Genomic DNA, 15,524 nt, shown 5'->3' on the forward strand with positions numbered 1-15,524 from the left:
TTCACTGATTTTTGAGGAGGGTGGATTTAATTAACCCATAATTAGAAATTAAGAAGTACAAGTTGCGTGTACCATGCGATCGCTCTGATTGGTTATTTGAACTTTCGCTCCAGAATCGGCGGCTAATTTTAATGTATCGCCTGCAAGAACATGAAGTAATCTTGTGTCTCCTGCCAATATAGGAATGTCATTTATTTTTCCTTTTTTTGCTAACGCTTCAGCAAATAAGTCAACCGCCTCATCTTCCATAGCAATTTTACAATTTGCCTCAACAGACCAAAACATATAATTTACAAATAGCTGAGGTTGGTGAGGAGGTAAGTCGTATTCCAAAGTGACTCCTGGTCTCAGCGCATGAGTTGCCATTGAATAGCAGGGAGCGCTTATAGAAGCTGCTGCGCAAAGAAGGGTAAAACCTATTTTTCGTAACATAAAGTTCTCCGTAGTGAAAAATTAACAATCCAAGATACATTTATTTTGTTTGTTTGGCAAATTTACAGGCAATAACAGCTTGATTAAACTACGAGGGTATTAGCACATTATCCACGATATTGTAGTTCCTCATTTGAAATAACTGGGTACAAAGGTAGCCTTGATTATGCTGCGCTGTATCCAAGGCTACTCGACTATTTGCTTCCGACAGCTAAAGCGTTTCTAATGCCTTAGCAATTGATTCCGTCATTACTTTGGCATCTCCAAAAAGCATGTAGGTATTGTCATGATAAAACAGAGCATTTTCAACTCCAGCATAGCCAGGTGACATACCTCGTTTAACAAATAAAACAGTTTTAGCTTTTTCAACCTCTAACACTGGCATACCATAAATAGGTGATCCTGGATCGGTTTTGGCTGCTGGATTAGTAATATCGTTGGCTCCAATAACAAAAGCCACATCACAGGTTGCAAAATCTCTATTAATTTCACTTTGCTCAAAAACTCTATCATAAGGAATATTTGCTTCAGCAAGTAATACGTTCATATGCCCAGGCATTCTTCCTGCAACGGGATGGATGGCAAATCGAACTTTTATAGAGCGTGCTTCTAAAGCATCAACTAATTCTTTGACCGCGTGTTGTGCATGAGCTACTGCCATACCATAACCAGGAACTATGATCACATCTTTAGCATTACTGAGAAGGAAGGCTGCATCCTCGCCATTTCCTTGCCTAACGTTTCGTGATTCATTGCCCGAACTAGCATGGGTGCTACTTGCAGATGAACTGATCCCGCCGAAGATAACATTGAAAATAGATCGGTTCATACCTACGCACATAATATAGCTTAAGATAGCCCCGCTAGATCCCACCAAGGCACCAGTGATAACTAATAGATGATTGCTGAGAGTAAATCCTATACCTGCTGCTGCCCATCCAGAATATGAGTTAAGCATGGATATGACTACGGGCATATCGGCACCGCCAATAGGGATAATCAGTAAAACGCCAATTAAGAAAGATAATCCAGCCAAACCTAAAATGATGGTTAATGTTTGGTACGTCAAAAACAAGCAAAATAAAGCCAATATAGCCAAGCCTATTACAATATTAACTAGTCCTTGACCTGGAAATTTTACAGGTATTCCTGACATGATGCCTTGTAATTTCAAAAAGGCGATTACAGAGCCTGAAAATGTGATAGCACCAATAATTAACCCTAGGCTCATTTCAACCAGGCTTGCTTTTTCTATGTTGCCAGGAGAGCCAATATGAAAGGAATCTGGAGATAGAAAAGCACAAAATGCGACCAGGACCGCTGCCATACCTACGAGAGAATGGAAGGCCGCTACCAGTTGCGGAATAGCTGTCATATTAATCTTTAGGGCGATAAATGTTCCAACAATGCCCCCAGCAATTATTAGCCCGATGAGAAGGACGTGGTGGTGTGTAGTAGGCATCATTAAGGTAGAGCCAACGGCAAGAATCATACCGAGGATACCCAGCATATTACCTCTTCTTGAGGTTGCTGGGCTGGCTAAACCTTTTAAAGCTAAGATAAAACAGATAGCTGCAAGCAAATAAAATAGTGGAACAATTGAATTCATGGAAGGCTCCATCCTTTAACCTAAATTATTATTTTTTATACATACGAAGCATGCGTTGAGTGACAACAAATCCACCAAAAATGTTAATAGATGTAAGAAATATTGCTATTCCTCCCAACCAGGTAATAGTACCTAATAATTGATGGCCTGCGGCAATTAATGCACCTAAGATAATGATACTAGATATGGCATTAGTCACAGACATTAAAGGAGTATGCAAAGCAGGTGTTACTTTCCACACCACGTAATATCCTACAAAGCAAGCCAAAACAAAAATAGTTAATATGGCAATATAAGGATTACCTAATGTATTCATTTCATGCATTTTTTAACTCCTTTGCTGGTTGAAATGGCAAATAATGTCCTTCATGGCACAGAAGGGCCTGTTGAATAACTTCATCTTCAGGATTAAACGTTATTTCAGGAGCTTTACCTGCTAATAAATTAATTAAATGCACTAGATTATTAGCATAAAGATCGCTAGCTGTTGCTGGAACTAAGCCAGCTAAATTACTTAATCCTATTATAGTGATATCGTCATGTTTAATGATTTCATCGCGCACGCTTACTTCACAATTTCCTCCACGTGACGTTGCTAAATCGACTATTATTGAACCTGGTTTCATTTGTTCTACTGTTTTTTTATAGAGCAATATAGGGGCTTGACGACCAGGTATGAGCGCGGTGGAGATGACTATGTCAGACATTTTTGCGTATTTATCTATTAATTCTGCCTGTAATTTTTTATATTCGTCGCTAGTTTCTGAGGCATAACCTCCTTTGGTTTCGCTGTCTTGACCTTCATCAACTTCGACGAACTCAGCTCCTAAGCTTTCTATTTGTTCTTTAGCTGCTCTTCGCACATCAAAGGCATAGACTACAGCCCCTAAACGCTTAGCGGTTGCAATCGCTTGAAGACCGGCTACACCTGCACCGAGAATCAATACTTTGGCCGGCTGAATCATTCCTGCCGCAGTCATCATCATGGGAACTGCTCTATGAAATTTATTGACTGCTTCCAGTACCGCTCTATAACCAGCTAGGTTAGCCTGAGAAGATAAGCTATCCATACTTTGTGCACGGCTGATACGCGGAATAAGAGTCATTGAAAACAAATTAATCTGCTGTTCTTTACACCACTCAATGAGAGGGCTTTTAGGATCATTATCTATATGACCTATAATTAATGAATTTTTGGGCAAACCGCCTAGGTCTTGTGGATTTGGTTCGTTGATGCAAAGAAGAACATTGGTTTGCTTCAGTAAGGTTTTTTTACCACCTATAATCTGAACGCCTACTTGTTCATATTCTTTATCAGAAAAACCTGAAGCCACGCCGGCATTTTTTTCTATAGCAACTTCAAATCCTAATTTAATATAATGCTTGGCTGAATTAGGAGTAATTGCCACGCGTGTTTCATGACCCGTTTCTAGTAGAGTTGCAATTAGCATGAGAAAGTCCTTTTTACTTACTTTATATCAGTTATCCTATTGTAATTTAGGATAATTTGCCAGGACTTACGCAAAACGCATTATGTTTTGTTAAAAACTCGCACAAAATATTCATATTACTTCAATAGACTTCGTTCCAAACTCTACTGCTGCGGGAAATTGTTTCGTCGATACGGTGCTCTTGCGTGTACACCACGGTTCTGCGCTTCGCTCCTGGAAACACTGACGTCTGGTACTAGAACAAAAGATGCCGGTTTTGCAAGAGATCTATTGCTAAAATGAGCATAAAATGGGCGTATAAAATACGCCCATATGTTAACTTTCTTTAGACAGCAAGATTGAGTACAGTCCTAATGTTCAAGGGGATTCCTCTGGAGCGCTTTAGGCTTCTTAGCTCAACTAAGCTTGCACACCACACTCTCAATCTGGCTTCCAAAAGCTGAATGTTGGCTGAACAATGTATACTGTCTATGAATGAATATTAGGTTACTTAGTCTATTAATTCCACTTTTTGTACAATAAATTTTGCAAAAATATCGTTAATTTATATGCGAGCGCTTTAAATACTTATGATTGTTATAGGTTTTTCAAGTAGTTTAAAAATGATTGTTCTTTGCTTAGACCTCTTTCCTTACTCTACTATGGTGCAGGAAGTGCGAGGAGACACAGAGAGCAGAATTGCTCGAGTATTCATAGCGACATTTACCTGAGTAAAATATTGAGTGATTAGGCATCTTCCGGTGATTTTTCAGATGGGAGTTTTGTTTTGTCGGGCAATTGGTTGCCCGACCATGACTGTTACACGCTTCTTCTAAAAATTGACTTATTAAATAGATTGAATGCTGGTCTGCGAGCCGTGTATCCACTATTACCTGTTTTTAAAAAGATTTGCGTAAAATAAATTTTACCTTTGCTGTCACGTGCAATTCCAATACCTGTCAGGTTATAATTTCCTTCAATATTTCTTCTATGGCCTGGACTACGTACCCAATTCTTTACTACGTCTTGTGCATCTTTATAGTTATAGGCAACATTTTCGGCAGCAGCACCAGAGTTTTTGATTTGATCATGTAGTCTATCAATTCGTCTTTTGAAGTATTTATGTCCAAATGACATAGTATGATTGGCCATATCTATCGAGTGATTTTTGGCCTCTTTTATTATTCGATTGTCCATGGCCAGTGGGGGTAAACCATGTTGTTTTCTGTATTCATTGATGTGAACTAAAATAGCGTTTTGGATGGCTGTGTCACTGATTGTTTTTCTAGGGGAGGTTTCAGCATAAGATGATTGAAATAGACTTAGCATAAGAGCAACTACAGTAATTACTGCTTTAATTTTTTTTAGTTCCATTATTAGCCTCTTTAATTATGAGAAAAAAATTGAACTGAATGGTTACTAAAAAACAGTCATTTGTCTAGATCATGGCAGAATTAATAATTTTCAAACAGAGTAATATGGTGTCTTTTGGGTAAAAAATAGGTCTGTTTGTTTTTTTAATTGGATCCCAGTGTGGGGATGGTAATAGATCAAGATTCCCATGCTAATATTTACTCCACATGTCTTATTTGGGTTTATATGATGAGAAAATTTTCCTAAGTTAATTTTGACTGTTTTCAGAAAGTATTGTTATAAACAATAAGTTAAAGTGAATTTTTGATACGATCGCGAACAATCTCGCTTGGGGGCAGCGCTAGCGTAAGCCAGAAAAGGTGAGGTAGCAAAAAGTCAGGATAAAAACAGCATTAGAAATTCTTTGTAAACCCATTATTAATCAGTTTTCGGTTTTTATACATAAACTTCCACAATTGCTCAATTAAGTTCAAATTCGGTGAATAGATAGGAAGAAATAGCAGTTCAATTTTAGATGTTTCTAAATAGGCTGTAATCAGACTATTTTTGTAGTATTTCACATTATCTAATCTCAAAAAATCGTATCAGCCTGCAGATATTTCTGTGTTCTAATGTTTCAAATCCATATGTTATTCATCAGAGAGTACTGCGGCCCACTGTTTACGAGGGTTTGATCTTAACGTGGAAAGATAAGCTTCAATTTGAACCGGAACACCTTCAGAATTTACAGACTTATTGAAAAAAGAACGTGCGATAGACTCATCATTACTATCTAAAGCTATAAAATCAATAATTTTATTATCCCGATCGACCAATGTGTATAAATAAACACGTTGACCACAAGATTTTACTGGATATTGTTTCACTACCCAATTTCCTGAGGTTGGAGGTGCAAGCCATTTATTATAATTTCTAACTAAAAAAGGCGTATGCCACTGGTTAAGATAGTTAATCAATACATTAGAAAATGTTATATATACTCTCCTTTCAGCAGCTAATTCTTCAAGATTATTTACAGTTAGAGGATAAGTATTGTGCCATCGTATTAAGGGGACTAACACTGTTCTAATGTAGGTGTGATTTCTCACAAAAAATACAGGAAAACAGAGTTTGAACATTATTGCGCTAGGCCAAGTATATAGTTTTATAAGTGGTGTCAATTTTTTTGATTCCATTAAAATATACTCTATTACCCATCAGTTTTCGGTTTACACAGAATCACTAAGCTGAAAGTTGCGTGTTAATAATATGACAAATTTATCATCATATTGGTTGATGTTTTCAAAAAGCATCATTACTTTTTGTATAAAATCTGCAAATTTGTCGTAGTACTGATTGTACAAAATTGTTTTACTCATAGGTTTCTACGTTTAATGCGCCATTTGCTTTTCCAGGAACTGTCTTCGCTTTGTTAGGATGTACCGAAAATTCATTGGCGAGACATATATACCTAATAAGGTGCAATAAAGTTAATCCTGCTCCTGGGGTACACTGGTGCTACGCCCAGGCTACAAACTCTGACTGACTTAATGAGTCAATTTATTAATAGTATCTTTAAGATCTTCAACATCACCTGAATAGTGATAGTAAATCCTTTTTGTAGTGCAATCTATAATGCATAGTGGTTCTTTAGGCTGAACATCAAATTGTTTAAAAATCCAAAATATTCCTTCAGAATAATTGTTTTGGATTTCCTTTAGTAAATCCAGCATCTTGTCTTCTTCTATTTCAGAATAAGTACAAACTAGTCCTGAAGAATCGTGGGTTATTTTATAAGCAAAATGTTTTTCTTTCATAAAAATACTCCCTTGAATGCATTCTTTTTAAGTTGATCCCTGTTAAATAGTAATTAAATTGATGGATGTTCTATAAATTATAGACTTATATGGAAGGTAGAACAGAATTATATAAAAATAACTAGGCGTTATATAGCGTTTGATCGGGGATGAGTAATTAAATCCCATAAGTACTCTCTGTTTCTCTTAAAGTTTTCTCAAATTATCAATTATGGCGATCTTGAAAAAATATTAATTATTTTAATGGATTATGATTTATTGGATGTTACAGAAAAAGAATCTTTTTTACATGCATTTTGCAAGAGGTACAAACACAGTAGGAAGGAATTAAATAAATGTTTGACCCAGGAGGAAACTACTACAGCAGAGGAAATTATTCAATTTATTGCTCAATGTAATGATATTGATATTTTAATTGATTTATATCGTTACTTGTTATCTGACAAATTCAATTATCTTAGAATAAACAATCAAACTTCTCGATGGCAAGGAAGTAATGAGGACGGTAAAATTGTTAAAACAAGTAAAGAATGGGCTATGATTGAAAAGTCATTAATGTTGCAAATAGCAAATACTTTACTATTAAACAGTAAATTTTCTCATACCCTAGCGGCTGAACGTGCGGATCAATTGGCTAAGTCATTGCCATTTTTTGCTACTAAACGAAAAGAAACTGATTTTCAGAGGTCTAGTAAAGCTTATAGAGCTTTTAGTGAAGGAGATGAAAAGCTTTTCGAAAACTGTTATTATAAACATTTTAACGCACGGCATTGTTAGTAATGTGGAAAGAAATCTGAAGCACATTGAATGAAAAGCAAATGTTGTCTTGATGCAGCACAGTATAATCAACGTTTAATTTAGGTGAATAATGCGAACCTTGACTACGTCAAGGCTACAGAAAATGGAGATCAATCTAAAGATTAACGGAAAAGCCTAGTAATATGCCATGCAAAGAAGGAATATTGGAAATATGTGCAGTTTTATTAGAAGTATTCACTCGTAAATTAGGTTCGTTACCAAACACTCCTTGATATAACAAATTTAAGCTTGCGAGTGCGGTTATAGGGTAACCAAAGCCAGCTTGGATTTCCCCTGAAAATAGTGTTAAATCATTTATTGCAGCTTGTTGAATTCGCCATTTTCTATAAATTACACCACCTTTTAACTGGGCAAAAAAAGCACTTCCCCATAAAGGATCACTTTTTGCTGTAATTAATAAATCAAGCATAGGGTTCAATGTAGTTTGAACGGGAAGCCATTCTAAAACTTTCAACGTTTCAAAAGGAATTTGCATATGGAAATGACTACCACTTTGCAATCCAAGTTCTAAACCTAAAGCGATATCACCTGTAAGCAATAGTTCATTTTCTAGAGCCAGACGGCCGGTAGTGGGGCTATTTTCTCTATAATAAGAGGGATTCTGTTGGTATTTGCCTCTTCCAACACTAGCTGTTACAGACCAGGGTTGATCCAGAGAAGTGGGTTCGGGATAATAACCATCAGCAAATACATTAATTGATAATAAAATTCCTATTATACCTAATTGTAATTTCATTCTCATTGTTCATCCCTATTTCTATTGGTTTATTCTTCGTATTTTAGCAGGGACTTTCTTTTTGGCGGAGAGAGAGGGATTCGAACCCTCGATACGTTGCCGTATACACACTTTCCAGGCGTGCGCCTTCGACCGCTCGGCCATCTCTCCTTGAGGCAAAGCTTATACTTCTATGCAAATAAAAGCAAGATAATTACAAGAATTCCTTCTGAGCAAATTCAATGCCAGTAAGGAGAATAGAACTTAGATATGTTGAATTTAATGAAAATTAAAAAGGTAACATTCATTAGAGTGATTACATAGGGTCAAAAAGTACTTGTTTTTTGCATAATTTGTACAGAAAATGAGTTAAAAATATTGATTTAGTACTTTTATTGGTGTATTTTAGCACTTTTTAGCACTTTATTGGGAAGATATTATGTCAGTACAGCATGCAATTCAAAAAGGAATATCTGATTTTAGTTTTATCATTGGTACTGGTTTAAAATATGGTGGTGGTTTTGGACTCCTAGTTATGGCAGCTGTGGGTACTGTAGCTATTGATATAGTTCTCCTTGCTGCCGCTGAAAAGCATCACAATCATTTTTTAACAGGGTTTGTGTTGGGCTCTATGTTTTCTCGAGGTCATATCGATCCCGTACCATTACTTATCGCTTCACCAATTACTTCAGCCGTTGCTGTTGTTTTATCTTTTGCCCTTGGGGTTCCTGGTGTAGGGCTTGGTATATTGATAGGTTGGGGGGTTGCAGCAGGAGTATTGGCTCTTGGTTTTGGCCTTACCGCATTAGCTAAGGCGATTGATCCTGATCCTGAGCTGGAGGATGGTTATCCTTCTTTAACTTTTGGTTGCTGTTAATTCCTTCAATAATCAAGCGTTGAAAGGGATGTTGACGTTTGATGTCATTAAGTACTACCGCTTTAATATACTTTATTTTGAGATTGTATATACTTATCAGTAAGCCAATTTATTTTAAATGCGGTATGATTATGCTGATAAGGACGTTAATTTTATCCCTTAGTTTAATTTGTTCTGGCCCTACATGGTCTTTTACCTGCTATTATACATTAGCTAAGGATAGCTGTTGGACTCAATATAATGTGTCCGTTGATGTAATTGATCCTGCCACGACAAAAAAAATATTAACAGTCACCGTTCCAGCTGGAACCCCGTGGGTTAGGAAATCTTTTGATTGTACTCCTGCAGAAAGCTTAATTTATATTGCGCAATTTAGTCCAGTGTTTTGGAAAAATGATGAGGGTAAACGTTATCGCGCTCTTAGAGATTGGTCACTTCCCGGAGCAATCAATCCTGGTGATAGTGCATGGAATATTCCCGTTTGTTTCCCTGCTGACTTTGCAGAAGTGCCACTTCCTCCTAAAGCGGATGGCAATTGTCATTGTGATTTTTCTGTTATTCCAGAAATTAAACCAGCCGTAATAAAATCGCAATAACAAATGGCGTTACTTTTTTTCTTTGTGTATGATGCCTAGCATGATCTATGGTGGAGCAATCAAGTTGATAACCTTAAGAAATAAAATTGGACAAATGTTAATTATGGGTTTTCATGGCTGTGAGATTAACGAGCATAGTCCTATTGCTCAATGGTTGTCCAATGATGGATTAGGTGGTGTCTTATTATTTGATAAAGACGTTTCTACTGGTTTGTATGGTAAAAATTTAAAGAATCAATCACAAATTAAGCAATTGATAAGACAGCTTAATCACTATTCTGCAACAAACTCTTCAAATAGCAATGGATTACCTTTATTTGTTGCTATTGATTATGAAGGGGGAGCTGTTGATAGATTAGCTAAAATTGAAGAATGCATGTCCACGTTGACTGCGGTGGAGTTAGCTCATTTATCTAGTACGGCCTTAGAGGAAGAGCTTGGTCAAATGGCTATTACCTTGCAAGAGTTAGGTTTTAATTTGAATTTTGCTCCCGTAGTCGATTTAGATTTGAATAATGAGCAAGGCATTATTGGTAAATTAAAACGTAGCTTTTCAAATGATCCGGAAGTGGTTGCGCGTGTTGCAGCTCAGTTTGTCGATGTTTTTAGTCGTTATGGGATAGCGTGTTCTTATAAGCATTTTCCAGGCCACGGCAGTGCAGTAGGGGATACTCATGAGGGTTTTGTTGATGTCACTGATACTTTTAATGCCAATGAGTTAGTCCCTTATCGCCGTTTACTTAATGATGCTACCAAACCGGTTATGGTGATGACAGCTCATGTTATTAATAGACATTTAGATAGTAAAGGAGTACCCGCTACTTTGTCTCACGAAATATTAACGGGATTGTTGCGCGAAAATATAGGTTATGGTGGTGTGATCATTAGCGATGATTTGCAAATGCAGGCTATTTCAAGTCATTATTCTTTAGAAGAATCTCTTTGCTTAACGATTAATGCTGGGGCTGATATGGTAATATTCGCTAACCAGTTAGGTTCTATTACGGCACCAGAGGTAGTTGATTGTATTGAACAATTAGTATTACATAAACACATTGATCAACAACGAATAGATGATGCCTATAGAAGAATAGTGCGTTTAAAACAACAAATTAATTGTACTGCTTTAGCATAACATTATTACTAACCTTTGATTCTATTATCAGACTGAAGTATAGATCCTGTCGCTCGGAGCTATGTCCTGTCATCCTGAGCGCAGCGAATGATCTCTAACGAAGCGCATGTTCCTCATTTTGGAGATCCTCTGCTGCACTCACGATTACAAGGTAATCATCCGCTGGATGACTTGCCCTATGCAACAGTGTATTTTTATGTATTAAGGACTTGACGCGTTTCTTTGGTATGGTAGAATAGATGCGAAATGATTATTTTTTGAACATGGGTAATGCTTTTTATGTCAATTCATTCGTTACGTCTTACCTGCTCTTTCTTCAATTCCTTCACAACGTCACGTTGTTGTTGCTGCTAGCTATATTTCTTATTTTTCTTTTTAATTTTTATCTCATTTATTTTTAAGGATTTAGTCATGTGTGCAGCACATCATCAAGCGAAGAAAAAATTCATTTTTAGTACCCCCATAATTTATGCCTTAATGATAGGCCTAGGTATTGCAAGTGGGATGTCTGATATTGCTTTTTTAAAGGACGTAGGATTACTGGTTTCTGATTTATTTATCAAAATATTTAAATGCATTAGTTTACCTATTATTTCCTTATCTATTATTGTGACCTTAGCCAATTATAAAACTGATGGCTTGATGAAGAGTATTTGGCAGAGAACAATTAAGTATACTTTTGCAACCACGGTTATTGCGGCAGCAGTTAGTTGCTTTCTTTATATATTAATTCATCCTAGCACCGTTCAAGTTAATTTGGATGCCAATGCTGCAAAATCGATGAGTAATTTAGGGTATTTAAATTATTTAACTAATATTATACCCACCAATTTATTATCACCTTTCTTAGATCAACAGGTTATGGGGGTATTGTTACTCAGTATTGTCATAGGTTTTTCTGTTCGTCAGATTCCTGATGAGGAGCCACGAGAAACAATTACACGGTTTTTCCGTGGAGCTCACGGCATGTTTTTAGTGATGACGCGCTGGATTATCACTTTAATACCCTTAGGATTATTTGGTTTTATTACTTCCACCGTTGTTCAATTACGGTCTGGTATGGATATTAAGGGAATAGGGGAGTACTTGCTTATTGTTGTCATGGCCAATGTATTGCAAGGGTTTGTAATATTGCCATTATGGTTAAAAATGAATGGAATTAAACCATTCAAAACAATGAAAGCAATGATACCAGCATTGTCCGTAGCATTTTTTTCTAAATCCTCCGTAGGGACCTTACCCGTCACCATGAGCACTGTAGAAAATAATTTACAAGTTAACCCTCAGATTAGCCGTTTTGTTTTACCTTTATGCACCAGTATCAATATGAATGGTTGTGCCGCCTTTATTTTTGCCACTGTAATCTATCTGATGCAAAATCATGGCTTGCCCGTGTCTTTTGCAACCATGGGGTTATGGATTTTTATTGCTACCATAGCTGCTATAGGTAACGCTGGCGTGCCCATGGGATGCTTTTTTCTAAGCGTTAGCCTACTATCCAGTATGAATGTTCCTATTACCTTAATGGGCGTTATATTACCTTTTTACGGTTTAATAGATATGTTGGAAACGGCTTTAAACGTTTGGTCTGATGCTTGTGTTACTAAAATTGTAAATGAGAAAGCCGTTGCTGCAGAGACGGTTCAGATAAAATCCAAGAAGACTTCTTTATTAGAGGCTGAATTAGGGTAGTTCTCTGAACTACCTTCTAAGGCCCTCACCTTAACCCGCACCCGCGAAAGGAATTTTGATTAAAAATAAATACTAAATCGCGGGAGAGGGCCTTAGAAAGACCCTTACTCCTTAACTTGACATCTATCTTTTACAGAAGTACTTTCTCACAAATAGAAAAGTACATCTTTTCTAATAGCTCCAAATCTTTAACTGATACACATTCATTGACTTGATGAATAGTTGCATTAACTGGGCCTAGTTCTATTACTTCAACACCATAAGGTGCTATGAAGCGACCATCAGAGGTTCCTCCATTAGTAGATAGTTCAACTTCTTTTTTTGTAAATGCCGCAATAGCTTCTTTACAACTTTCAAGTAGTAGGCCTTTATCAGTGAGGAAGGGTTCGCCATTTAAACGCCATTCTATAGTTGGATTAAGATGGTGTTCATGAAAAATTTGGATTACTTTCTCTTTTAGAGAATTCTCTGTTTGTTCAGTAGAAAATCTGAAATTTAAATGAAGCTCTAAATCCCCCGGAATTATATTGCCTGCAAATCCCCCTGAATGCAGGTAGGTAATTTGCATTGATGTTGGAGGGAAATGAGCATTACCTTGATCCCACTCAGTAGACGTCAAAGCAGCTAAAGCTGGACTTGCTTTGTGGATTGGATTATCTGCTAAATGAGGGTAAGCCACGTGTCCTTGCTTCCCATGAAGGCTGAGCTTGGCACTTAAAGAACCACGTCTACCTATTTTAATGACATCTCCTACATGATTAGTACTCGATGGTTCACCTACTATACAATAATTAATGGAAATTCCCTGGCGTTGTAATTCTTGCATGGCATAGGGAGTTCCGTATTCAAAATCATCACCTTCTTCTCCACTGGTGATAAGAAATCCTATGCGTCCTTGAAAAGAGGGATATGTAGCGAGAAATCGTTCTGCCATGAGTAACATACAGGCCAGACTTCCTTTCATATCTGCCACACCACGCCCGTAGAATAGACCGTCTTTTTCTTCTAGAGTGAAGGGCTCTGTATGCCACTTTGTTCTGTCGCCAATTGGCACAACATCTGTATGCCCCGCAAAGACTAATAAAGGGCCAGTATCACCATAGCAGGCAAAAAAGTTAGAAACAGTATTTTTATTCATTACTTGACAGTTAAAGCCTAGTTGCTTGAGGAATTGCATCATGAATTCCTGACAACCAGCATCTTGCGGAGTAATTGATTGGAAACTTATCAGGTTATTTAACAGTACTCTTAAGTCAGTCATATTAATTGCCTCTAAGCAACTCGTTGATGCTTACTTTAGCTCGGGTTTTTTCATCAACTTGTTTTACGATTACAGCGCAATATAAACTGTGACTCCCATCTTCACTTGGTAAGCTACCTGCAACTACCACAGAACCAGCAGGAATTCGGCCATAAGTTATTGTCCCCGTTAGTCTATTGTATATTTTGGTACTTTGACCTAGATATACGCCCATAGATAGTACGGAGTTTCGCTCAACAATGACGCCTTCAACAACTTCAGAACGCGCCCCAATAAAACAATTATCTTCGATAATAGTAGGATTGGCTTGTAGGGGTTCTAGAACACCACCTATGCCAACGCCACCAGATAAATGCACGTTTTTTCCTATTTGGGCACACGAACCAACAGTGGCCCAAGTATCAACCATTACGCCCTCATCTATATAAGCACCAATGTTGACGTAAGAGGGCATTAGTACTGTATTTTTTGCTATATAAGCTCCTCGACGCACTATGGCATGAGGTACAACTCTGACGCCGGATTGTTGGAATTGCTCATCAGTATATCCGTTGTATTTAAGAGGTACTTTGTCATAAAACTGACAAAATTCAGAATTAATTATTTGATTGGGGAATAGTTTAAAAGAGAGAAGAACCGCTTTTTTGATCCATTGATGAACTATCCATTGATCGTTTATTTTTTCGGCAACACGAAATTGTCCGTTGTTTAAACAAGAAAGTACTTCTTCAATAGCAGCTATTAGTTCAGGTTTCACTGTATTCATTGATAAATTTTGGCGTTGCTCAAAAGCTTCTTCAATAATAGTTTGTAGTGAATTCATATGTATGTTCCTAATTAGATCCCGCAAACAAGTCACGGGAAGTGGCATTTACCATGTTATTTTAATGAAGCAATCAATTTATCCTTTACTGCCCATTGCTGATTGAGCCAATCTTTAAAATCATTTTGTATTTGATCATCACTAAGCAGTGTTCCTGAAGTAAATTTTGGTGGGATGGGTAGCAGTCTAATATTTATTTTTACTGATTTGACTCGTTTGCAGAGAAAATCCCATAATGAATGATGCGCATCTGGATAAATAATGGTTACATCTAATAAGCTAGTAATTTGTTGACCCATGGAACTAATAATAAAACTGATTCCACCAGCCTTAGGCTTTAACAAATGATCATAAGGTGAGTTTTGCTTTTCTTTTTTTGAGGTGGTAAATCGAGTTCCCTCAATAAAATTCATTATGGAGGCTGGGGTTTTCTTAAACGCTTCTACTGCCTTGCGTGTTGAAATTAAATCTTTGCCTTGTTTATGAGGTTTTCTTGCTAAGTACTCTTTACTGTATCGCTTCATAAAAGGACAACCCATAGCCCACCAGGAAAAACCAAGAAGTGGCACCCATTTTAATTGATCTTTAATAAAGAATTTTAAAACAGGAATTTTACGGTTGAATAAGCGATGCAAAATGACTATATCAAGCCAACTTTGGTGATTGGCTACTACTAAATACCAATCTTTTCTTCTTAGATTGTCTAATCCTGCAATTTCCAAATGAAGTTTTTGTACTTTATCTACATAAAGATTGTTAATATCACACCAAACCATAGAGATGCCATCGACACAACGAGTACATAGTCTTTGCCATTTTTTATTGGGGAATAATTTCAATACTCCCATAAACAAAATCGGAATAAAGCAAAGGGTGGTTGTTATGATAAGGATTAGTACAGCAATAATAGCGTATATTTGTCCTCCACGTTTTCTAGTTTTTTGCATCGGTAACTGCTCCAAAAA

General features: G+C 36.9%; 17 protein-coding genes and 1 tRNA gene. 5 read left to right on the forward strand and 13 right to left on the reverse strand.

All coding sequences use genetic code 11. From position 1 onward, the window contains the following. Nucleotides 1–48 precede the first annotated feature (48 nt). The 8 genes from LFA_RS04170 to LFA_RS04200 all read right to left on the reverse strand — a co-directional run bounded on the left by LFA_RS04170 (nucleotide 49) and on the right by LFA_RS04200 (nucleotide 6,641). Nucleotides 49–432, reverse strand: a complete 384-nt coding sequence (locus LFA_RS04170; protein ID WP_045095052.1) for a hypothetical protein — start codon at nucleotides 430–432, stop codon at nucleotides 49–51. Between the two features lie 211 nt (nucleotides 433–643). Then, nucleotides 644–2,041, reverse strand: coding sequence for an NAD(P)(+) transhydrogenase (Re/Si-specific) subunit beta (locus LFA_RS04175; RefSeq protein WP_045095053.1), 1,398 nt, complete (start codon nucleotides 2,039–2,041; stop codon nucleotides 644–646). A gap of 28 nt (nucleotides 2,042–2,069) precedes the next feature. Next, nucleotides 2,070–2,366: a proton-translocating transhydrogenase family protein gene (locus tag LFA_RS04180; protein ID WP_045095054.1), complete on the reverse strand. Its 297-nt coding sequence runs from the start codon at nucleotides 2,364–2,366 to the stop codon at nucleotides 2,070–2,072. After that, nucleotides 2,359–3,492 (reverse strand): Re/Si-specific NAD(P)(+) transhydrogenase subunit alpha, encoded by a 1,134-nt coding sequence (locus LFA_RS04185; RefSeq protein WP_045095055.1) that lies wholly within the window; start codon nucleotides 3,490–3,492, stop codon nucleotides 2,359–2,361. The genes LFA_RS04180 and LFA_RS04185 overlap by 8 nt, the downstream gene beginning before the upstream one ends. Nucleotides 3,493–4,290: 798 nt before the next feature. Beyond that, nucleotides 4,291–4,845 (reverse strand): CAP domain-containing protein, encoded by a 555-nt coding sequence (locus LFA_RS04190; RefSeq protein ID WP_045095056.1) that lies wholly within the window; start codon nucleotides 4,843–4,845, stop codon nucleotides 4,291–4,293. Between the two features lie 392 nt (nucleotides 4,846–5,237). After that, entirely contained in the window at nucleotides 5,238–5,420 is a 183-nt protein-coding gene (locus LFA_RS20265) for a transposase (protein ID WP_084602112.1), read from the reverse strand. 54 nt (nucleotides 5,421–5,474) lie between these two features. Further along, nucleotides 5,475–6,005: an IS6 family transposase gene (locus tag LFA_RS04195; RefSeq protein ID WP_231865905.1), complete on the reverse strand. Its 531-nt coding sequence runs from the start codon at nucleotides 6,003–6,005 to the stop codon at nucleotides 5,475–5,477. Nucleotides 6,006–6,371: 366 nt separating this feature from the next. Continuing rightward, nucleotides 6,372–6,641: a hypothetical protein gene (locus LFA_RS04200; RefSeq protein WP_045095058.1), complete on the reverse strand. Its 270-nt coding sequence runs from the start codon at nucleotides 6,639–6,641 to the stop codon at nucleotides 6,372–6,374. Between the two features lie 243 nt (nucleotides 6,642–6,884). On the opposite strand from LFA_RS04200, the gene LFA_RS04205 reads away from it, so the two are divergent. After that, nucleotides 6,885–7,418 (forward strand): hypothetical protein, encoded by a 534-nt coding sequence (locus tag LFA_RS04205; protein ID WP_045095059.1) that lies wholly within the window; start codon nucleotides 6,885–6,887, stop codon nucleotides 7,416–7,418. A 136-nt stretch (nucleotides 7,419–7,554) separates the two neighbouring features. Here LFA_RS04205 and LFA_RS04210 read toward each other — a convergent pair whose 3' ends face one another. Together LFA_RS04210 and LFA_RS04215 are read right to left on the reverse strand one after the other, a co-directional pair. Continuing rightward, nucleotides 7,555–8,202 (reverse strand): hypothetical protein, encoded by a 648-nt coding sequence (locus tag LFA_RS04210; RefSeq protein ID WP_045095060.1) that lies wholly within the window; start codon nucleotides 8,200–8,202, stop codon nucleotides 7,555–7,557. Nucleotides 8,203–8,258: 56 nt separating this feature from the next. After that, a tRNA-Ser gene (locus LFA_RS04215) sits at nucleotides 8,259–8,346 on the reverse strand. Nucleotides 8,347–8,614: 268 nt separating this feature from the next. Here LFA_RS04215 and LFA_RS04220 point away from each other — a divergent pair. From LFA_RS04220 to LFA_RS04235, 4 genes are all read left to right on the forward strand, one after another. Then, nucleotides 8,615–9,052, forward strand: a complete 438-nt coding sequence (locus LFA_RS04220) for a hypothetical protein (RefSeq protein WP_045095061.1) — start codon at nucleotides 8,615–8,617, stop codon at nucleotides 9,050–9,052. Nucleotides 9,053–9,183: 131 nt separating this feature from the next. Next, nucleotides 9,184–9,648, forward strand: a complete 465-nt coding sequence (locus LFA_RS04225) for a hypothetical protein (protein ID WP_045097416.1) — start codon at nucleotides 9,184–9,186, stop codon at nucleotides 9,646–9,648. 64 nt (nucleotides 9,649–9,712) lie between these two features. After that, the gene (locus LFA_RS04230; protein WP_045097417.1) at nucleotides 9,713–10,783 is read left to right on the forward strand and encodes a glycoside hydrolase family 3 protein; all 1,071 of its coding nucleotides are present in this window, start codon (nucleotides 9,713–9,715) and stop codon (nucleotides 10,781–10,783) included. Between the two features lie 411 nt (nucleotides 10,784–11,194). Continuing rightward, nucleotides 11,195–12,475: a dicarboxylate/amino acid:cation symporter gene (locus tag LFA_RS04235; RefSeq protein ID WP_045095062.1), complete on the forward strand. Its 1,281-nt coding sequence runs from the start codon at nucleotides 11,195–11,197 to the stop codon at nucleotides 12,473–12,475. A gap of 130 nt (nucleotides 12,476–12,605) precedes the next feature. On the opposite strand, the gene dapE is transcribed toward LFA_RS04235, so the two are convergent. From dapE to LFA_RS04250, 3 genes are read right to left on the reverse strand one after another with little or no spacing between them, the layout of a single operon-like run. Next, nucleotides 12,606–13,736 carry a succinyl-diaminopimelate desuccinylase gene (gene dapE / locus LFA_RS04240; protein ID WP_045095063.1) on the reverse strand — a complete coding sequence of 377 codons (1,131 nt, stop codon included), beginning with the start codon at nucleotides 13,734–13,736 and terminating at the stop codon, nucleotides 12,606–12,608. A gap of 1 nt (nucleotide 13,737) precedes the next feature. After that, entirely contained in the window at nucleotides 13,738–14,559 is an 822-nt protein-coding gene (gene dapD / locus LFA_RS04245) for a 2,3,4,5-tetrahydropyridine-2,6-dicarboxylate N-succinyltransferase (protein WP_045095064.1), read from the reverse strand. A gap of 56 nt (nucleotides 14,560–14,615) precedes the next feature. Then, entirely contained in the window at nucleotides 14,616–15,506 is an 891-nt protein-coding gene (locus LFA_RS04250) for an acyltransferase (RefSeq protein ID WP_045095065.1), read from the reverse strand. Between the last annotated feature and the right edge of the window lie 18 nt (nucleotides 15,507–15,524).

This window comes from Legionella fallonii LLAP-10 (genome assembly GCF_000953135.1).
Taxonomy (GTDB): Bacteria; Pseudomonadota; Gammaproteobacteria; order Legionellales; family Legionellaceae; genus Legionella; species Legionella fallonii.